The following is a 19,634-nucleotide window of genomic DNA, read 5'->3' on the forward strand; positions in this document are numbered from 1 at the left end:
GTTTTATCATCAACTATGGCTATGGGCTAAAACTTTTCTTGGTTTATTATTTGGTTTATTATCCGAGATAGCAATTTTAGCTTTATTCGCAATATCCAAGACACTTTTTAAACGAAGATCACTGTCCATGTTTCGATTGTCATTAATGCTCCGAAGTTCTAAAGTCAATTTAAGAAGCTGATCCAGATTATTTTCTTCCAAAGAACGTCTTTTCCGAAATAAGTTCATAAAGGATTGCATACTCATCACCACCTTTTTTAATTCTGTAAGATAGTTCAATTAAAATACTTAATTGAATGATATTCAGATATCTTTCAATATTATCATAATCAACTTCACTTATCTCGTCCTTTAATTGAGAGGCTACGACAACAATGCCGATAACTTCTGTATTATGAAGTATCGGTACCCCTACAATGCTATTATACCTTCTTTCACCTTGCTTTACAATTATATCATGTGCCTGAGTATCGATGTCTGTGTAAAGCATTTTTTCTTTTTTCTGCCATACTCGACCTACAAACCCGATTCCCTCTTCAAATTCCAAATCACCGCTGAGATTGCTTCCACTTCTACATTCACCAACAAGTTCCATCTTTTCTTCAGTAAAATCTCTTAAAAATATGTAGGCATGCTTGTTATTATTGCTATCCATAGTAGTACTGCAAATCTCTGCACAAACACTGTTTAAAAATAAATTTAATCGGTACGGTTCATGATCTTTAAGCGTGAATGATTTAGCAGCCATACTATAACATTTCCCGATCAGGTTATCCAAGTTTAACACTAACCTGCGGTCTCGGAGAGAATTTTTAACAGATCTCCGCATCTCATCAAGTAGGAGACCAGTAATGTTTTTTTCAGCTTCAATTGCTGCCATATCTTTTTGAAGTTTTTTTATTTCCTCTTCTTTATTTGACAGCTTGTATCTTTCTACCGCATATTCATGATAGAGAAAATTTGGCATCCAAGAATAGAGCTGCCCTCGCTCCTTGTCCCGGCTGCATAACCATAGCGCCCATTTACCCAGATAATGGTACATACCTAATCCTGCAAAAAACAAAAAGATAAATGCAATGAATATTGTTTTTGTGTTAAAACTTCCATTTAATACAAATAAGAAGCTCATAATATCATTAAGAATCGAATATGTCTTTACGATTAATATAGAGAATGCAGTATCTATCATTGCATTGAATGCAAACAGTGTTATGGCCAATAGAACAAATGCAATGATAAATGCAAAAAACATCCTAATTCCAAGTCCTTTTTCAGGGTTTAGATTATAATCTTCCTCTTGATTTGGTTTTAATTGCGCTTCCATAGTATGATGCTCCTCCCAATTATTTCATTTATTAATTTTCTCTTTTTTGGTGACTTCCAAATTAAATTTTCCCATCTTCTTTAAAACTGTAAGTGGTCTGGCCAACTATAACATGATCAAGAACCTCAATACCAACAATCTCCCCAGCTTCCACTAATCGTTTTGTAAGTTCGATATCCTGAGAGGATGGATCCGGTACACCATTGGGATGATTGTGGGCACAAATAATAGAAGCTGCTCCTCTTCGAATAGCTGCTTTAAAGACTTCTCTTGGATGCACAACCGCCGCATTAAGAGATCCAATGGATATTGTCTCTCGTCCAATCACTTTGTTTTTAGTGTTTAGGTAAATGACTATGAAGTGCTCTTTGTCTAGGCTCGTGATATCCCAAAGCATTTTTGTTACATCTTTGGGACTACGAATAATTATTTCTTCATCCGGTGAAGCTCCATGAATTCGCCGTGCAATCTCAAAGACCGACATTAAATGAAAGCTTTGAGTTTCAGTTAAACCGAACAATGTAGATAACTCAAACTCAGAAAGAGTCGCTAAATAGGGTAGCCCTTTTTGAAGAATGTCGTCCGCAACTGTTGAGAGTGATTGATTACCGATTAAAGGTTCCAATATCAAAATTAGAAGATCCTTATCAGTTAATCTATTTGTATCGCAACTCCTGTAAAAAACAGTCTTGACTTCTTTAATCGCTGTTCGATTTAATAATAATATTGAGTTTATCATTTTATTAACCTCCATAGAATGCCCCCTTGATTGCACAGGGGGATTTATTAGTTCACCCTGTGCATAGGGATATTATTGAAGTTGTATTGAAATATTAGGAAAGAGCCCCGGCAATGCCGCGGCTCTTTCACTTTATACGTTTTTAGTTACTATTCTTCTGTGTTAAACTAACCACGATTATTTGATAGTTACTTAAAATTAACCCATAAACAGTGTAATGGAACTTACTCTCATGAAGAATACTTAGCATGTGTCACGCTATTAGTAGCACTGACAATATGTTTTTTATTATGATCACAAGTCCGGGAATACATTTTAATCATTCTTACACCCAATGTTCTTTTTAATACTTCTTCTGCGTTCAAACCTTTTAAATAAATACCACGAAGCATGCTTGAATATTTTTCTGGTTCTACCTCTTTACAATAGATATTCAGCACCAATGGGTAATACTTTTTGAATACCTTATTAGCTTCAGTCTTCGGAATGCGAGTATCCGACAATATTCCATCTAGAACCGCTTTATCGTATGGATTCAAGTGCACCATTGTAGACATGTACACCCACATCCTACCCTTCTAGTAAGTATTCTCAAGATTTTTTATATTGTTATCATGTCAGTAATATGCCATCAAGTAATTTAGTCCCTTGTTTGATGGAAAAAGTAGCTGAATATAAGAGGAACCCAATCAAGCTAGGATTCCCCTGTTATCAATGCGATTCATATGTGCACTTGCCTCATTTATTGCTTTCTGGACAAAAGCACGACAATGTTACTCAATCATCTGTGCTCTGCCATCTCTCATAACATTCGAGATCATCCCATCAGTCATTTCAGCGGAGGGAGAGACATCAACCCATCCTTGTAATTCTCGATGATTGCCTGCAGCAACCTTGTACGATAACTACGAGTAGTCATACTATCATCTAGTTGCCTTAGTTTTATTTCTTTCAGCTTTAATTTTAGCAATAGCTTCACTAATCATCTTATCACGCTCTGAATTCTGCCCCGGATGCGACTGTTGAACATAGTGTCCATTGGCGAAACGGCGGGCAACATCATCAAGATCTTCACGCGGGAAATTTTTCTTCATAAGCAATCACCCCTCATCTAAGTATAACATAACAAGCCTTTTTGCAGAAGACTCCGTTATAATCATAGTTCCTCCACCTATGTGCTGAGCAAACATGTTTCTCTGATAGTATGAAATCAGACGCGTTTTGGAATGCAAAGATACAAACCCACCATAGCCAAGATCCATGCTTCGCTTACAAGCAAATGCGATAAGATTCAATCCGACATACTTAAATACTTTATCAAAGCGATTGCGTGGCGCACTCTCTATTAGGTGAACATAGATATGATCTTCTTTTCGTTCCAAGGCAATAGCTCCCTGTAAGATATCATTACCAGAAACAACCATCTTATAAACTTCAAAATGAGGGCGTCCGAAGTAAATCTTCCAATCAAATGCTTTCTCCCAATCAAGCATCTGTGTCTCAACATCATAAGGCTGAAGGGATAGGAAGGAGACCGGATAAGATTCACCACTATCATTATGTAACAGCAAACCATTTCCTCCTGTAGTCAAATTAGTTTTAACCGCGTGATTGCTCATTTGTTCTCAAAAGGTCCTGCTCGGCCTATAAATGCACATTTGATACCCAAGGCTTAACTGAAATGAGTAATAGCCACGCAGCACTTTAGTTCTTTTTCTTAAAAAATTGGATTTCATCATACAATAATTTTTATTAACCCTACAACACAATCTACTTTCCTAATCATCCTTATCAATCCTTTGAATCCATCCCACCGTAACGCGCAAAAAAAACCCCGTGCCGGTGATCCTTCTTGAAATAGACATATCTATCCCAAGGAATCCATACCGCCACTAGGGCTTTTATCTTCGAGTGTAACGATTAACAAGAGTTAATCAATGTGAATGTACACTGTCATCTTAGCATACGACGATAAATGCTGGCAATCATCAATTGGGTTTGAACTATATAAATTGCTTGGCGGACATCAATGACCTTAAACTGGTATGTACTAGCGGCTTCAAAAACATTGATACTATTTTCTTAACAATTTATTTGGATCCAATACTAATTTAGTGGATGGGCTACGCTATAGGAAGCATTATTACCCATAAAAGATTCAGCCAATATCGAATTGATAATCCTAGCTAGTAAACTAATAGGCTTCACCGATACTACTGCGTGCCCAAACCGATGCATTAATTCCCCATATGATAAATATGCGGAAGTATATTCGATTAAATGCCCATTTTTTTGAGCATAGCGAATTGATTTAATAAGAGTAAACTCAAAGTTGACACGAGCGGTACCAATGTGAATTTCAATTGTATTATCAGGACGAAGATATCCATATATTTTTTTTCTACGTCCATATCGAATAATCCAATAAATAGCACGGAGAAGTATAAACATTTCAAATAAAAATACAACAAGGAATGTGTTATGGAAAATCCCTACCCATTCACCAAATAATATATAATGATAAGCTGCTGCGATAATTATTAAAAGACTATTCAATATGATTTCATCTAAGGATTGGCCAGCCAGACGCAGGTAACAAGTACACAATAATTTCATATATTGTTTAACTTTATTCACAAAAAACACAACTACATATGCCCTCCTCAAATCGATTAAGCTATCCCACTTTTATCTATGTCTACATAAAAAGTCAAACTCCTATCATTTTCACCTAATTTCTTCATTTTTTTATTCATGACTATTATACAATTAAATAGTAACTATTTTCCACGAAAGGGACGAAAAGACGATTAATTGCTTTGAAATATGTTTAGTCGACCATGGTATAAGATTCCTGGACACTAATGTACGGTTTATTTAAAATTCTGTATAATCAATGTAAAACTTGAATAAAGGTGATTGAACACTATGAGCTGGAATTGGATAAGCTATGTAATTTCTTTCGCTGCACTCATCGTTAGTTTATATGCGCTCAGGAATTCCCATAGGAGTGCAAAAGCTGCTGAGAAAAATGCAGCAACAGCCATCGAGAATCTTGCTATCAATAAGCAACGTTACGCAGAAGAACAACAAAAGAAACAAGAAATGAAGAATGAGCGGCAAAATGAGTACAAACAGCGACTAGCAAAAACATGTGACGATGTAGCTAATGCTGTCCTCGGAAAATATCAAGTTGATTCACCGTTTGCAAAGAAGCCAACAGTGATCGATTGGGATTCCTTTAAATTGATTCCACGAGAACCCATCTTTGATGATGATATTCTGTTTGACTACTTCAGTAAAGAAGAGCGAGTACAAATACAACAAGCTTGGTCGGATTTAAATTACCTGATAAAAAAGTATGGAGAAGAAGACGCAGTTCGAGCCGGTATAGGGTATGCTGGGACTGTCATTGGTAACTTTCAAACACTATCAAGAACCTTGATCAATGGGGATTAGGCTGCTCTCTGGATTTAGCCTAAGCAGCTTTCCGAAGTTTTAGACGCTCAATCACTCCCCAATGTTGAATCTTAATGCGGCGGCATCGCCGGTATAACTCTCCAGTAGCTTCTCAGTGAAAAAAGTATTTGACCGGGATCCGATTACTATAGTCAATTAGGTTAAGTTATTGCGAATTTGTTTCCAAAGAAGCTATGTGAAGATCGATAAATTCGAGTAATTCCTTTTCTGGTGGAGGAGTCAAGTTATTGTAAATATATGTATGAGAGATAACGGTAAGGAGAGAACTCTTTAATTTCAACTCCTCCACCGTTTTAGTTTCTAAGAATCCTTTTACTGCAGTTTTCCAATCCTTTAGCAATATAACACGTCCTTTAATTGATTTTAGTTTCGGAAGGTAACTCTATCTAAAAGTAAATCCTTTTCTCAATAAAAATGCATTCATTGGATTATTGATTGAAGTATCCGCGGACACAGAAATGAATTCATATTGATTTTCAATAGCATCATATGGAAAAGCACTTCCCGATCACCGAATTCATCATGCTTCCATATTGATAATTGATTGTTTCCATTTTAATTTTTGTTTGTATTAATCGTTTTGGACAAGGAAGTATAGGTAAAGGATGCTGGTTATAAGCATTTTTTGTGTACATGCAGGTACTTATCAGAATATTAGATTAGTAACGTTACCAGGTATGGTAAAAGCAGCTGGTTAAATATTAAGCTGGACTATCATCTAATTCTGCAGGCGGTTGTTTCCGGTCTTTTCTAAATTTATTAATAATTTTATTCATGAATCCTTGTTTATCTTTGTTTATAAGTTTCTTGATTAGATCGGATGTAAGAAGTTCCTCAGCTATTTCAGCAAATACAGACTTGACTTGTTCCCTGGTATCCACTTTGATAAAAGCACTGTCCCAGAAAGATTCACCACTCATATATATGTCTGGCATAGCGGGAATAACAGGTAATGGGTAAACACGATTTACGCCATATGCCTTCTTAAGTCCCTCTTCATTTTCCTTATGTAGCCAAGTTGTGGATTTATTAGATATCACGATCACTTTATCCCGAATCGTACGAAGGGTCTCTTCATACTGCTTATAGTCTCGATTCACCCGGAGCGGGTCATAACCGCTTACCAAGATAACCTTATTCGCTTGCCGAAGAATGATTTTCTCCCGCTCATCAGATATCCCTGTGCTCATGTCATAAACGAGAAGCGGATAGTGCCTTGCAAAACCTACTAAATGGGCGGTGTGCATCATATCCCAGTTATCCAGTACATCATCACGATGTTTAATTATATATCCAACACCTTTTGTAATAAGTTCCGTACCAATCTCAATCGTCTCATCTTCAAGGATTTGTCGGTGCCAACTCCTCCATTCGTTTTCACTCTTCAACTCACGTATGAGTTTAGAACATTGAATGAGCTCAAAATAAGAGTATGGACTGTAGGGAGATTCACAAACGCCAACCTGCAGAGTCAGATTCACTAAATATTCGGATAGCATACGTGCAATAATCGATGAGCCCGCTCCTGGGAATGCAGAGGCGATAACGATCAATTGAGGTTTTACAAATAGACGTTCGTAAACATGAACCAACTTTTCCCGCTCCACAATTTCCTTTACAACTTCTTTAATGACTTCTTTTGATTCTTTTGATTCTTTTGCCGGTTTAGTCTTTTTAGGCTGCTGCTCCTTGATACCCTCGCGTATAATTTCTTCAGCTCGCTGCTCACGTGATTTTTCAGCAATCTCTTGAGCTGCTTCAGCCACCTTGCCTCTAAATTTTTCAATATTTTTATAAGCTGGAGGGTTTTTTAATTGATCTAAATATGTGGGGGGAAGTTTCCCCTCGTTAAAAATGTCGAAAACAGAATAAGTTAATCTTGTCAAAAACAAATCATCAGCTGGCCGATCACAGAAATAGACAATACGAATCTGCATACTGATTCGCCTTATATCCTCAATAATACGCTCCCATTCTTCATCCGTTCCTTCGTCACCGACCAGCTCCTCGCCAATAAAAAGCAAAGTAGCTTCCGTCTCCATAAATCTTTTGACTACCGTATTTCGTGTTGTCACAGTTGCAACAACAGATCCTACGGCCGCTTCCTCTAAATCAGATTTTATTAAATCATCTAACTGCTCGTTTCCCGTACCGATAATAATAGTTTGCCGCATATAAACTCTCCTCCTCATGCAAAAAAGGCGAAAAACGCCAATAATCTGCGTCTTTCGCCTTTTTAAATTATATCATAGCCTTCACAAATTTTGAATGATTTTTCCATTTATAGCCGTATGCTTTGTAAGGCTTTCCCAATATTCATACCACGCAAATAAAACACATTGATACCGCGATCAGCCGCCCACTCTTTTATCTCCCACATTGATTCATGTGATATGAATTCCCACCATACTACATAGGTGTCAGCCGTTCTTAGGGCAGAGTAAAAATCGGGATCGTGACGTTTGCCATCATGCAAAATTATTTTGCAGGGGAACACCTTTTTTAAATCACTTCGCCATCCCCCGAAAAATGCCACAGTCTTTCCTGCTAATTGCTTACTATTATCCCTTTCCTCGACCATTGGCGCCGTTTCACTTATTTCAAGATTATTCGTGTTCGACTGTTCAATATCTGGAGAACGATTATATAAATTTTTATTTTCTTCTTTTAGCTCGAAGATGAGTGCTTTTAAACGTTTAATTTTGTCTGATTGTCCTGATTCCTGCATAACCTCAACCTGGGCTACCTTTAACTGCTCAATATCTCGATAGGCCGCCCCCAGCCTATCCTGCAAATTGCCCACTTCATGCTGCAACCGGTTCGCTCTTAAATTTGAATTCTCCAAGCGATCTGATAGCTGTTCAATACGACGATAAAGCAGTGCCTGTTCGTTATTTTCTTTCTTCACCAAATCACCAATGCATCGAGATCGTAGCCCTTCTAGCTCCTCGGGAATAGGAAGATTTAAAACAAAGAAACGAACACGTTCACGGCCGAACAATTTAATGTCCTTCTTAATATCCCAAGATTCGATACCCAAGTCGACAAAATGCCGAAACATTCTTTGGTTAGCAGCACGCCAGAATCCCTTACTAGAGCCTTCCGATTTAAGCAACAAGTTAATGTTCTTTCGATACATAAAAACCGTTGATTTCCTATCCAGAGGCTTCCAGCCGCATGATATATAGGCATCCTCATAATCTTGTTTAGATAATTCCATGATGAAGGCATTCCAATGTACCAGGGAATAATTCTCGAATTGCTCCCAAAACGGCTCACTTTGTTCGATTACAGTATCAAGCCACTTGGATAGCCCGCGGTCAATTTCTGCCTGCTCCTCTTCTGTTCGGGAATAAACATATCCAGCACGCTCTCCATCAATGACAGGCACATCGGTTCCTATCTTGGCTTCCGTAATAATTCGCTGTTGCTGCCTATCAAACAACCTCATTATTGTGGGAAGTGTCGATTTTCCGCAATGGCTACAAGTAACGGGATAGAGACTAATATCCCGCTCCTCCATTTTCTTCTCAAGAGCAGCCACGTCCATTTTCCCGAAATCTTCAATAATTTCTTCTGTACGCCGGTTACAGCCAATACAAATAGAAATAAACGAAAGAATGACATGAAGTTCTTTCAAGATATAAACCCTCGTTTCTTAATCAAGTATCCTAATAACATTAGAAATTCCACGGGAAATACATTATTCCTTTTCATATTGCCTGCTTTTCTTATATTCGTCAAAAAATGTCCAGCTGCAAATCCGGACGACCCTGTGTGCTGGCTTTGATCCACCTCCAGTTAACCTAGTAGTCATGTGAAGTCCAACTAGATTACCGTTGGCAGCATTTCTGCAAGTAAATGAATGGATTCATCAACCAGAATAGATATCAATTTAATATATATTTATCATTGGATATCCTAGATATCTCAGATATCTTCGGTATATTTTTCTTCATTCCATCCGCAACGGGCACGCCTGTTCTAACCACACCAGGCGCCAGCTTTGCCTGAATGCGCAGCCTGAATGCCTTCATCCGGACGCACCACCGGCATAACCGCTGTGCTGCCCTCCTTCATGCGGGCATGCACCGGGCTTAGCTCGCTGTGCTGCTGGAGGCTCGACAGCGGCTTTGCCTTAATGCGCAACAGCCTGCCCTCCTTCATGCGGGCATGCACCGGACTTAGCTCGCTGTGCTGCTGGAGGCTCGACAGCGGCTTTGCCTTAATGCCAATCAGCCTTCATCCGGACGAGCACCCGGCATAACCGCTGTGCTGCTGGAGACTCGACGATGGCTTGCCTTAATGCGCAACAGCCTGCCCTTCTATCATATGGACAGGCACCGGACTTAGCTCGCTGTGCTGCTGGAGGCTCGACAGCGGCTTTGCCTTAATGCGCAACAGCCTGCCCTCCTTCATGCGGGCATGCACCGGGCTTAGCTCGCTGTGCTGCTGGAGGCTCAACGGCGGCATTGCCTTAATGCCTGCCTGCCTTCATCCGGACGCGCGGCCGCGCATAATCGCTGTGCTGCCGGGAGATTGATGTCTTTGCTCTAATGCCTAGCCCGCCCTATATCATACGGGCAGACGCCGATCTTAGCTCGCTGTACAAGGGACTCGACGGTTTCTTTGCCTTGATATACAGCTTTCCCGTCTTCATCCGGATGCGCGCCGGATAACCGCTGTGAATTTGGGGACTTAAGAGCGGCTTTGCTGCTCCCGGCTACAGCTGAACCAAAAAAAACCGAATACACAAAAAATATAAGGCTGCATCAAGTGCAACCTTATATTTTCATTTTCTATTTATCCCGCTTCAACACCCAAAACTCATCAACATTATTATCTAAAATTGTTACAGGGACAACAGCCGTTTTTATGGTTCCGTTTGAATAAGTCACAGTAAATGTAAACACTGCAGCTCCGCTGGTTAGATGTTTGTAATTTTCATTCCACATTTCACCATCCCAAGCTACCTGTGAGCTATTCGTTGGAATGAGCATGAACGGAATGGAATTCCGATCCCAGGTTACTACAACCGTTTGAGCAATATCTGAGCTGGCTGGATCGATTATTGTAGTATCCGCATGTAATTCAAAAGGTTCTCCTGCTAAAAATTGTTCCCGTTTCCATGGCATTTCAGGATTCAAGCCTTTGAAGAGATTATATTGCTGACGCAAGAAATCCCATCTTTGTGTATGACTCACCGAACCGGTAATGGTAAGAGGTAAGACTTGAAAGGTTTGTGTGATTTCACTCGTCAAGCCATAATAATCTGTAACAATTAGTGTTACGGAATAAGTTCCCCATCGGTTTACATTTTCGGAACCTAATATGGTGGCATTGTGCCCAGTTTGATTGGAAGAGTAGCCACCAGGTCCTGTAATCTTCCATACAGAAGTTAAAGCGTCTCCGTCCGGATCAGTGGATTGGTTGGTTATCGATATGAGATCTCCCTCATAAATCGGTTTGGGGCTCCATGTGAAGCCCGCAACTGGAAATTGATTAATGTAAACCCAAGTAGGAGTAGCAAACTCAGACCAATTGTATCCATCAAAAACTCGAGATGTAGCGGAATAAAACTGTCCACGCACGAGGTCGGTCGGTGGTACCCAATTCATAGTTGTTGCAGGGGTTCCCTGCCAAGTGTCACCAGAAGACTGTACCGGATAACCCCACTGGTCGTAAATAACAGATGTATAATAGTGAAATACATTATAGTAATCGGGATCTGTCTGGTTCCACCTGGGTGAAAATCGAACATCATTCGTAGTGTCAGCCGTTGCCCTAGTAGCTGCAGTCCCTGTTGGGTAAGTCATGGAAGTTGATGGAGGAGTGTTAATCCACGCCCACTTCCGGTCAGACATTTCGGACCAAACGAGACCATCATGAGTTCTAGCATCAACTTGTAACTTAGTCAAATAAGGTAAATCTACAGATGGAGTCCAACTCACGCTGGTTGCTGTAGTATCTTGCGGGATTTGCCCAGAAGATGTTATAAGGTGATCCGCATTATCATAAATATTAATTTCGAAAAACTTAAATACTGTCCCTGGATCTTCATCCGTTTGAGAGATAATTATGGTTGGTCGTCTTGTGGCATAGATCGTTGGATTAGCTTCATCCGGTCCCGAAGGGTCCACTACTACTGCCACTGGAGGCCTGTTAGTTAATAGCCATCCTATTGCAGACCAGTCAGACCAAAGTGACTCATCACTAACCCGTACACGAAATTGATACTTCTGTCCTGCATTTAGATCAGGATCGACTCCCCAAGACCATGAATTTAATATAGTATTCATGTTACCTGTGAAGCATTTAAAACAATTCCCAGCTTCGTCTTTAATTTCCAATTCAAATTGACTATACATGGTACCAGCATCAACATCATACTGATTCCATGTAACCAATGGGCCCAAAGAAGTTGCGAGGGTAGGATTGGCATACGTGCCCGTCGGATAGGTTAAAGCGACAGTAGGCTTGACATTAGGAATTGCCACTGCCATGAACAAACTCTGCTCTGCCCAATCGCTCCAAGCACCATACTCGTCTCTGACAGCTTTTCGGATGATGTAGACTCCAGCCACATTTGGATTCAACAGCTGTGAATTTATAGTGAATCCATCAGGGTTAGTGTAATTGAAAGCCTCTGCAAATACTCCTCTATTCCCCGCATACCCAGCCATGTAATTTCCAGCATTTAGCCATCTATCAGGATCATAGCTAGCATCTGTGTAGTTTAGTGAGAAATCAGCATTTTGTGTTGCAGTAAACACAGCAACAGGCCTTCTATGAACCAGCACATTACGTATCAAGTATGAAGAAGGTTGCCTAAAGGTAGCATAAGTGCCATTAGGATATTCATAACCTGCTGGTGCTGGATCATCTGTAGTGGTATACCACAAATTATACCTGCCAACTTTGTCAAAGCTATCAACAGCAGATGCATAAGATTGACCACTATGTGCAGACCAACCTGAATAACCATCACCTGCATCTAGGAAAGTATCCTTTTCCACATGTGTGTAGTTGTACCGATTTGCATCTGCAATAGCCGGATCAGTCTCTGGATCGCTATAGTGAGGAGTTGTTGTTGTGCTTAATCCCACCACAGCTATCCCATCAATCTTAGAATCTCTAGGTATCGGGGTTACTATTTGCAAACCCTTAAACCTACTACCAACTAAGTTTGAAAAAGGCCCGTACATACCTGAAGAAAAAGTCGAGTCAGGTATGTCAAAAGTAGGAAGCCCATTGAGCTCTACTTTTATTTTAGTTCCCTTATTTATTATTCGGAACCCATACCAAGTATTAGGATCAAAATTGTAGGCTTGCTGTTGTAAAATTATTCTGGTACCAGCCACAATTTTACTGAGATAAGCTGCCGTACTTGTTATTTCAAACCTATACATATTCTGAGCATCCTGAATTCTGAACGAAAATCCTTGAGTTGTGCTACCACCAGTGCTGGAAACACGTTGTCCCTGTCTTAGAGCAAACACATAATCCGCATCAGTGATTACACTAGTAGTGTCTCTTAATTGTCCACCAGTGATGGAATCATAAGGAACTACTGGCGGAGACGGATTTTTGATCCGATAAACAGTATATTTCTGATAATTAGACGATGCCGGCAAATTAACCAATCTTCTGTCACAAGACCTAGTCCCATTGTCCATGTGGCAATTTGACTCCACCTGATACTGGTTATACCCACGTTCCTCAGTATAGAACACAATACTACCATCGGATTCCAACATAATTGGGGTGGTGTATCTATCAGTACCACTAGTAGAACTATCGGTATTATTGTAATAATTGCGGTTATAATTTATTTGCCCATTTACATAATAGGTCGTAACGGACGTACCATCTAGCTTATACACATATACAAACTGTGCATTAACTAATACATACAACAACCCATCAGCAGTTATTACTGAGCTCATAGAAGGTGACGTATAAATAGAAGTATTAGAGTTAGCTCCACCAGAACTAGATCCACAAGGATACGTTACAGAGGTTTCCAAAGCCCTGGTAGATACTTTAACACCACTCTTATAAAAGTCTATCGTGGTATCATACTTACAAGTATTACCACCATTAGTATAGTAACGTCTCAAATTAGGAACGGCATTAAACTCTCCTACAGCATTTGATGGGTCTAGTATAGTTACTTCATTGTTGGCAGGAATTATTAGATTTGCCGTAGAGGCAGGCAATTCTACACCATCGAAAGTCCGAAATAATCTTTCAGTCTCCGTGTGACCACCATCACAAATAAATACTGGGTAATCATCGTCACTAGAATTCCCCCACTGATCGTGTCCATAATCACATATAAATCTTGTGAATCCCCAATACAAACTATCTGCAGAGTGTCCAATATCCTTTACCTGAACAGGGCTACCTTCTATAGGTGGGTCCGTTTGATTGTACACATAACTATTATATGGATCTGGGATAGTGTATGATGTACCATCAACTTTTTTCACGTCAAATTCACATATCGCGTGATGTGAATACCTTGGTGGGTCATTAGGCCACGGAGATGGTATTAACTGCGGAAAATATGAACAGAAAGCTGAAAATTTATTACCAGCCGCGTCATACGACCCAACAGCTGTCGAGGTCATATCCATAGTTTTATCCGCACGATTAATGTGAGGTGTAGCACCCGCCATAGTAGCCCTATTCATAGTTACCGAAACGTAAGGTCCCGGCTTATATGTTCGACTGCCAGTGTCGTAACCTTTACCAATTGCTTCAGGAACTGGGTATGATCCAGCTGGATATGTTGATCCCATACCACTTCTTAGGTAATTTGTTGTGGTTAGTACTCCAGTCGTTCCCATAGAATACGGTGTTGGGGCGTGACTTATAGACAAACTATCTCCAATAGCCATGAATCCATTCTGAGATAATTTATTAGTGTCTCCCTGACCTGTTGTAGAACCAACCCAATTACCTTGGGTGATTATACTGGCAGCAGTAGCAACCTTAACATTAAACTCCATAGGCTCTGGATTTGAACCCTTTATGGACACATCCGTATTAGGTGATTGGTTGTTTACCACACCATAAAACACGGAAGTATGAGTCAGACCGTAATCTTCCTTTGTCCATATCTCATATTTTATATTCCCAACACGAGACGCATTAATTGTCGCCCCTGCCCCAACAGCCCAACTTGATACCGTAACAGGAGATTCATCATTGTAATCCCCATTGTTATTGCTATCAAACCAGTAGCGTAAAGTGCTGTCAACGATAAGATCCCCATCAATAGAGTGTGAAGTGTTGGTTACACTAAAACTTCCCCTGACTGAAGACGCTGGGTAGCTTATAGCTGCCACAGGAGGTTTATCAGGAACAGGATTAATAACAGCAATAGCTTTGTCAGCTAGCAGAGAGTGAACACCCATGCTATCCGTAACTTCCAGTGTTATAGTCTCTGGTTGTTCGTAGTAGTAGATAAGGTGTTTGTTAGTCCACTCATCTAAAGCATGATTAACAGTTCTGCCAGGCTTAGCCTCACTACAATCACCATTAATCGCTGTCGGCGACAAAGCCCTGCCTATAACAACTCTCACAGGTATATTTATACAAGGAGTAGGCTCAGGGCTTGTAACAATAACCGTAGCATCTTTTGTGGTACAAAGACCTTCCGAGTCACAAGCTGTTGCAGTTACTTTATGAGTGCCGCTGGTTGTTGTTAAAATATTGGTAAAGGCCTCCATTGAGGTACTTAACCCTAGTCCAGGAAAGCTTTTTATCCAAGTGCTATCACTCGTACTAAACTTCCATGAAAAAGTCAGATTATTGCCATGACCATCATCTGGGTCGTACGGAGTTTGTACTGGATAATTAGAACGAATTACGCGTAGGTTAACTTTATCCCCTCGAATAACACTGCCAGCATCGGGCTCTGATCCATTGGTGTTCCCTTGCTTAAACCAACCAATCATAAAATCTGGCGGTCTATTTGCTGGCTTAGGGCCGACCTCGAAAGTCTCTGGACCTATAAATGAATACCCGCCGCAGCTATCTTCGATAGTGTAGGATACTTCAACCGTACCAGAAAGTATTCCACCCGGATACCCAGAAGAACCAAAGCCGAATAAAAACACATCAGTTAAGGCTGTATGTGCAGTTAATGGGTAATTAGGATCTAGTGAACCTTGCCACATATTAAATCTTGTTTTTACTGGTGTACAGCTATCTGGAGGCGTATTGATAACAACATCAAACTGGTTAGTTGCCTTCCAAGGAATGAATGATTTATCAATAGTTAACTTACCAGTTAACTTACCTCCACCAGGGCCTGGCCCAGGTCCTCCACCACATGAGGATTTAACCTCAAACATCTCACTGATGGATTTTGTAGCACCTAATACACCATCAACATCCACAAGAAAGGTATAAGATTTATTACCAACAGTGTTTAAGGTTTCTGTAAAGGTCCCGCCAAGTAACAGTCCCGAACTGGCCGAATTAATCGTCTCAGTTTTTAGAATAGAGGCTTCGGATTTTAACTGAACCTTGAAAGGTGTGGTAGTGGAGGCTCCATTATTCTTAAAAGAATAACTCACCGTAACACTATCCCCGACCGTTATACAAGACTTGTCCACAGTCAATCCAACTGCCACTAAACTAGCTGTGACTGGAGTTTCATAAGTAACATCAACAGTGCCAATATAACTATAAGCTTCTGCTTCCCAGGTCACCTTAACCTTCATCTCATAATTTAACACAGTCCCGTAGTTACCTGCTCCATCACCATTCTGCAAATCAGCCCCGTCACCAAGGCAATAAGCCGCTGCCGCATTACACTCCTTATTCAAAAGTCTACGAACAGCTACAGTATTAACCCCATTTATTTTATCCCAAGCATATGGTTCTGCTCCAGGGGTATTAGTCACAGCGCCAGTAACCTTCTCTGATCCAGCAACATAAGAGGTTACCATCTTAGATAGACCAGTATCACCGAAGAACTTATCTGGTAGGTCTGGATCATAAGACCGTGTTACTGCCATCCCGGACTTATTGTAATCATACTGGGTTTGATCCTCTAATCCGTCCCAATAAGTCGCGTGTGGCTCATAACGCAACTCTAACCCATTTTGTTTAGGGGGTCCTAGACTATTGTTGTTGTACGGAGTTGGAGTTTCTGATGCAAAAATATCCCCTGCTGCCCTGATATATCCTTGAGTTGGAATGGTTCCAGGGTACATGGATTTTCCAGCAGGCTTTGTGTCATTACCAGCAACAAACTGATAGATACCAGTGTTATCGCCTTTATGTTCCCAAGTTTGTGCATCAGGCATACGATAAATTCGATGCCCTGGATTAGTCACTTTATCACCATATATGGGAACTGTTGTGGTGTTAGAATTAACTGACACGGTGTTACCATTAACCACTCCAGCTACATTACCACCATTAACTTTCACAGTATAACTAGTGATATTCCCTGCTATTTTATCGCTAACGTCTTCACTGATACTTTGAGTCGAGTCTTCGGTATAAAACTTATCCGTGATAGAGTACTCAACTAATCTATTATTAGCGAAATCAATATACAATGTTTTTGTTTGTGCAGCATATACAGTATCAGGTATAAACTGCACTACCATCTCGAAAAGCAGTAAAAATAGGAATAGGTAAGACAGCCCTTTTTTATTTCTTCTTTTCATACAAGCACCTCCATGATTATCTTGTCTTTTTCACAAAATAATCCAGAGACTTGCCATTAACAATCAGCATAGCTATAAGGTTGTCTTCCTTAACCATTACATCAATACGTTCTTTTTCCAGCATGAAAGTTAAGTTAGTGTTTATTGTTGTACCTGCCATATTTTTAGTCATTCCATACAAAGAATTTTTAGTGTGCGCCTGAAATCCTTTGAGCATATCAAAATGATCCCCAAGAACAATGCTGTTCACAAGGTTAGGAGAGATTTCTAAATCCATATTGTATACAAAAGCATATTGACCTTTTGCTGTTTTAATCTCAGTTGGCCCATAAACCAGTCCGTCAAGTACATCATAATAAGGCGAATTAACATCATCACCGTCAATGATAATTACGCTGTTAACCGTGGCCTTCAACATATCTGTCAACGGTAGCGTAAAAGGAAATCCGATTGTTTTATAGCCGAACATAGTAAAGGCATTAGTGTTCCGCAAAGAGACCTCAGCTGTTTGCATAGCCCGATAATCAACCTCGAGTTTACCATTTTTAGCTGCTGTTAGTACACGCTCAATTATTGTTACCGCTTGAGCACGAGTAGTAACCCCCTCTAAATTCAAGTCACCTTTATCCAGACCTTGGATAAGTCCTCGGGAAACCGCATCAAAGATGTATTCCTTATCCGAGTAATCATTGTAGGAAACATCCTGTAAATCAGGGCGAATAGCCCTTAGAGAAACTTTAGCCATCTCAAGTCTGGTTATGGGCTTGGTGTAGCTATCAAATTCCTTATCACGCACAATATTGAGCTTTGTCAAACCATCCACGTATTTACCGTACCAAACTCCTCCGGTAATATCAGCAACCTTATCAGTTGCTACGGACAACATCTTAACAAACTCTGCCCTAGTAATATTCGCATCTGGCTTGAAACTACTATCTTCGTAACCATCTACGTAACCCTTCTGGATAGCTGCTTTAATTGTCGACTCTGCCCAATGTTGGGTTATATCTGTAAGTATATTCTCTCCATTTGCATTCGATTGTTGCTCCAAAGTGGACATTAATATTCCAGACAACAAACTGATAGATAAAGCTACTTTTGTTATTTTTTTCATTTGTATCGCTCCCATTCATTTTATGATACTACCCATTAAAATCAAAAACTGATTTTGAACATACGTAAGTAGAAAAATAAAAAGACGAAGGAAGAGATTCCCGCGTCTTTCGCCCTAAATCTTTAGTAACTTGGTATTCAATTGTAATATTCATTTGTTCACGCAGCTCCGCATACCAGAAACTATGTCGTCCATAGGACATTAATCTTCAAAAGTAACGCTCCATGAAGCTGAGCAATAATAATTAATTACTTACCATATTAGCATAAATTTGATAAATTTAACACCACTAATTGATAGGTTAAATGGATTTATCTTTGTATCTATAAACAGCCTTTTTCAAAGTCACTGGCTCCCCTTCCACCTTATAAGCGACTTCAATTAACCCTAGTACACTCGGACCATAGAGAGTTTCCTTTACAACGATTGTACTCCCACGATACGACACATTCTCTTGAAAATCATAGGGATATATAGGATTCCCGCTTCCATCCGTTGGAACTTTATCATCTCCAATAAAGAAAAGACCGATGATTTTAACAGGAGAAGCAAAAATGGAGTTGGCTTTGGGCGAAAGATCCGTATTCAGAAGCAAGGTTTGGGTTAAGCTATGACGAAAATTAAGTAGCCCCTTGGTTTCATCAAAAACCACCCAACCATGTGCCATATCATATTCTTTAGGAATAGCTGCATCATGGCAGCCGTTAATAGTAGCTGAATAAGCTCGTAATTCTCCAGTGATCATGATCCGGTCAAAAGTATTAGCTCTCAGGAATATTACAAAAACTATAAAGGTCACAATAAGCCTGAAAACGATATTCACAACATCACCTGCCTATATGGGTATAAAAGGACACTATGGAGCATATTCGGTTTTTATTCTACGAAATGCTTTACTATCATTTGTCACTATATCTCCAAAAAAAATATAAAGACGCCTAGGGTAGCTGATGATAAGTGTAATATCTTCTGCAGCGCTGCCGCGTACTTTTCGTTGGGTCACACTAACGTCTCCTGTGATTTGTATGTCACTAGAAACCAGACCCCGAGTTTGGACCAGATTATCTTTAATTTGTTGTTGAAGCGCGCTCGTGATATACCCAGCCGGCGGTGCTTTCAATATGGCTTCTGAAGCTTCCATTTCAATATACATAACATTTTTATTGTCTGCATGATCCAGTATGATTGCAACCATCATGAATGTAGTGATCAACAGGTACAGAATCATTTTGAAGGTAAAACTCAAGGAAAACCCTCCCTCATTCAAAGCAAGAGAGCGGGTCA

At 40.0% G+C, this 19,634-nt stretch carries 15 protein-coding genes; 1 reads left to right on the plus strand and 14 read right to left on the minus strand.

Annotated elements, in window-relative coordinates:
* Positions 1-187: 187 nt before the first annotated feature.
* The 6 genes from G9U52_RS26355 to G9U52_RS26380 form a co-directional block, all read right to left on the minus strand.
* A complete protein-coding gene (locus tag G9U52_RS26355) occupies positions 188-1,324 on the minus strand; it encodes a GAF domain-containing protein (protein WP_166153634.1) in 1,137 nt (378 codons plus the stop codon).
* Between the two features lie 61 nt (positions 1,325-1,385).
* The gene (gene radC / locus G9U52_RS26360; RefSeq protein WP_243767565.1) at positions 1,386-2,078 is read right to left on the minus strand and encodes a RadC family protein; all 693 of its coding nucleotides are present in this window, start codon (positions 2,076-2,078) and stop codon (positions 1,386-1,388) included.
* A 215-nt stretch (positions 2,079-2,293) separates the two neighbouring features.
* A complete protein-coding gene (locus G9U52_RS26365; protein WP_166153635.1) occupies positions 2,294-2,620 on the minus strand; it encodes a hypothetical protein in 327 nt (108 codons plus the stop codon).
* A 366-nt stretch (positions 2,621-2,986) separates the two neighbouring features.
* Positions 2,987-3,157, minus strand: a complete 171-nt coding sequence (locus G9U52_RS26370; protein WP_166153636.1) for a hypothetical protein — start codon at positions 3,155-3,157, stop codon at positions 2,987-2,989.
* A 6-nt stretch (positions 3,158-3,163) separates the two neighbouring features.
* Positions 3,164-3,634, minus strand: a complete 471-nt coding sequence (locus G9U52_RS26375) for a hypothetical protein (RefSeq protein ID WP_166153637.1) — start codon at positions 3,632-3,634, stop codon at positions 3,164-3,166.
* Positions 3,635-4,169: 535 nt separating this feature from the next.
* Positions 4,170-4,709 (minus strand): hypothetical protein, encoded by a 540-nt coding sequence (locus tag G9U52_RS26380; RefSeq protein ID WP_166153638.1) that lies wholly within the window; start codon positions 4,707-4,709, stop codon positions 4,170-4,172.
* A 282-nt stretch (positions 4,710-4,991) separates the two neighbouring features.
* Here G9U52_RS26380 and G9U52_RS26385 point away from each other — a divergent pair, with 282 nt between their 5' ends.
* Complete coding sequence (locus tag G9U52_RS26385) at positions 4,992-5,522, plus strand: hypothetical protein (protein WP_166153639.1); 531 nt, start codon at positions 4,992-4,994, stop codon at positions 5,520-5,522.
* 722 nt (positions 5,523-6,244) lie between these two features.
* Here G9U52_RS26385 and G9U52_RS26390 read toward each other — a convergent pair.
* The 8 genes from G9U52_RS26390 to G9U52_RS26425 all read right to left on the minus strand — a co-directional run bounded on the left by G9U52_RS26390 (position 6,245) and on the right by G9U52_RS26425 (position 19,596).
* Positions 6,245-7,717 (minus strand): hypothetical protein, encoded by a 1,473-nt coding sequence (locus G9U52_RS26390; RefSeq protein ID WP_166153640.1) that lies wholly within the window; start codon positions 7,715-7,717, stop codon positions 6,245-6,247.
* 107 nt (positions 7,718-7,824) lie between these two features.
* Positions 7,825-9,183, minus strand: coding sequence for a hypothetical protein (locus G9U52_RS26395; protein ID WP_166153641.1), 1,359 nt, complete (start codon positions 9,181-9,183; stop codon positions 7,825-7,827).
* Between the two features lie 250 nt (positions 9,184-9,433).
* The gene (locus G9U52_RS39405; RefSeq protein WP_207953208.1) at positions 9,434-9,580 is read right to left on the minus strand and encodes a hypothetical protein; all 147 of its coding nucleotides are present in this window, start codon (positions 9,578-9,580) and stop codon (positions 9,434-9,436) included.
* A gap of 265 nt (positions 9,581-9,845) precedes the next feature.
* Positions 9,846-10,016 carry a hypothetical protein gene (locus tag G9U52_RS26405; protein WP_166153643.1) on the minus strand — a complete coding sequence of 57 codons (171 nt, stop codon included), beginning with the start codon at positions 10,014-10,016 and terminating at the stop codon, positions 9,846-9,848.
* Between the two features lie 326 nt (positions 10,017-10,342).
* Positions 10,343-17,236 carry a hypothetical protein gene (locus G9U52_RS26410; protein ID WP_166153644.1) on the minus strand — a complete coding sequence of 2,298 codons (6,894 nt, stop codon included), beginning with the start codon at positions 17,234-17,236 and terminating at the stop codon, positions 10,343-10,345.
* A 16-nt stretch (positions 17,237-17,252) separates the two neighbouring features.
* Positions 17,253-18,350, minus strand: a complete 1,098-nt coding sequence (locus tag G9U52_RS26415; protein ID WP_166153645.1) for an S-layer homology domain-containing protein — start codon at positions 18,348-18,350, stop codon at positions 17,253-17,255.
* Positions 18,351-18,651: 301 nt separating this feature from the next.
* Complete coding sequence (locus G9U52_RS26420; RefSeq protein WP_166153646.1) at positions 18,652-19,173, minus strand: hypothetical protein; 522 nt, start codon at positions 19,171-19,173, stop codon at positions 18,652-18,654.
* Between the two features lie 33 nt (positions 19,174-19,206).
* Positions 19,207-19,596, minus strand: coding sequence for a hypothetical protein (locus G9U52_RS26425; protein ID WP_166153647.1), 390 nt, complete (start codon positions 19,594-19,596; stop codon positions 19,207-19,209).
* Between the last annotated feature and the right edge of the window lie 38 nt (positions 19,597-19,634).

This window comes from Paenibacillus agricola (genome assembly GCF_011440305.1).
GTDB classification, from domain to species: Bacteria; Bacillota; Bacilli; order Paenibacillales; family NBRC-103111; genus Paenibacillus_S; species Paenibacillus_S agricola.

Bases quoted from the DNA above. Each gene is read 5' to 3' on its own strand.
- G9U52_RS26390 (WP_166153640.1), bottom strand. From the start codon at position 7,717: ATGCGGCAAACTATTATTATCGGTACGGGAAACGAGCAGTTAGATGAT.
- G9U52_RS26385 (WP_166153639.1), top strand. From the start codon at position 4,992: ATGAGCTGGAATTGGATAAGCTATGTAATTTCTTTCGCTGCACTCATC.
- G9U52_RS26415 (WP_166153645.1), bottom strand. From the start codon at position 18,350: ATGAAAAAAATAACAAAAGTAGCTTTATCTATCAGTTTGTTGTCTGGA.
- G9U52_RS26355 (WP_166153634.1), bottom strand. From the start codon at position 1,324: ATGGAAGCGCAATTAAAACCAAATCAAGAGGAAGATTATAATCTAAAC.
- G9U52_RS26370 (WP_166153636.1), bottom strand. From the start codon at position 3,157: ATGAAGAAAAATTTCCCGCGTGAAGATCTTGATGATGTTGCCCGCCGT.
- radC (WP_243767565.1), bottom strand. From the start codon at position 2,078: ATGGAGGTTAATAAAATGATAAACTCAATATTATTATTAAATCGAACA.
- G9U52_RS26405 (WP_166153643.1), bottom strand. From the start codon at position 10,016: ATGCCGCCGTTGAGCCTCCAGCAGCACAGCGAGCTAAGCCCGGTGCAT.
- G9U52_RS39405 (WP_207953208.1), bottom strand. From the start codon at position 9,580: ATGAAGGCATTCAGGCTGCGCATTCAGGCAAAGCTGGCGCCTGGTGTG.
- G9U52_RS26365 (WP_166153635.1), bottom strand. From the start codon at position 2,620: ATGTCTACAATGGTGCACTTGAATCCATACGATAAAGCGGTTCTAGAT.
- G9U52_RS26410 (WP_166153644.1), bottom strand. From the start codon at position 17,236: ATGAAAAGAAGAAATAAAAAAGGGCTGTCTTACCTATTCCTATTTTTA.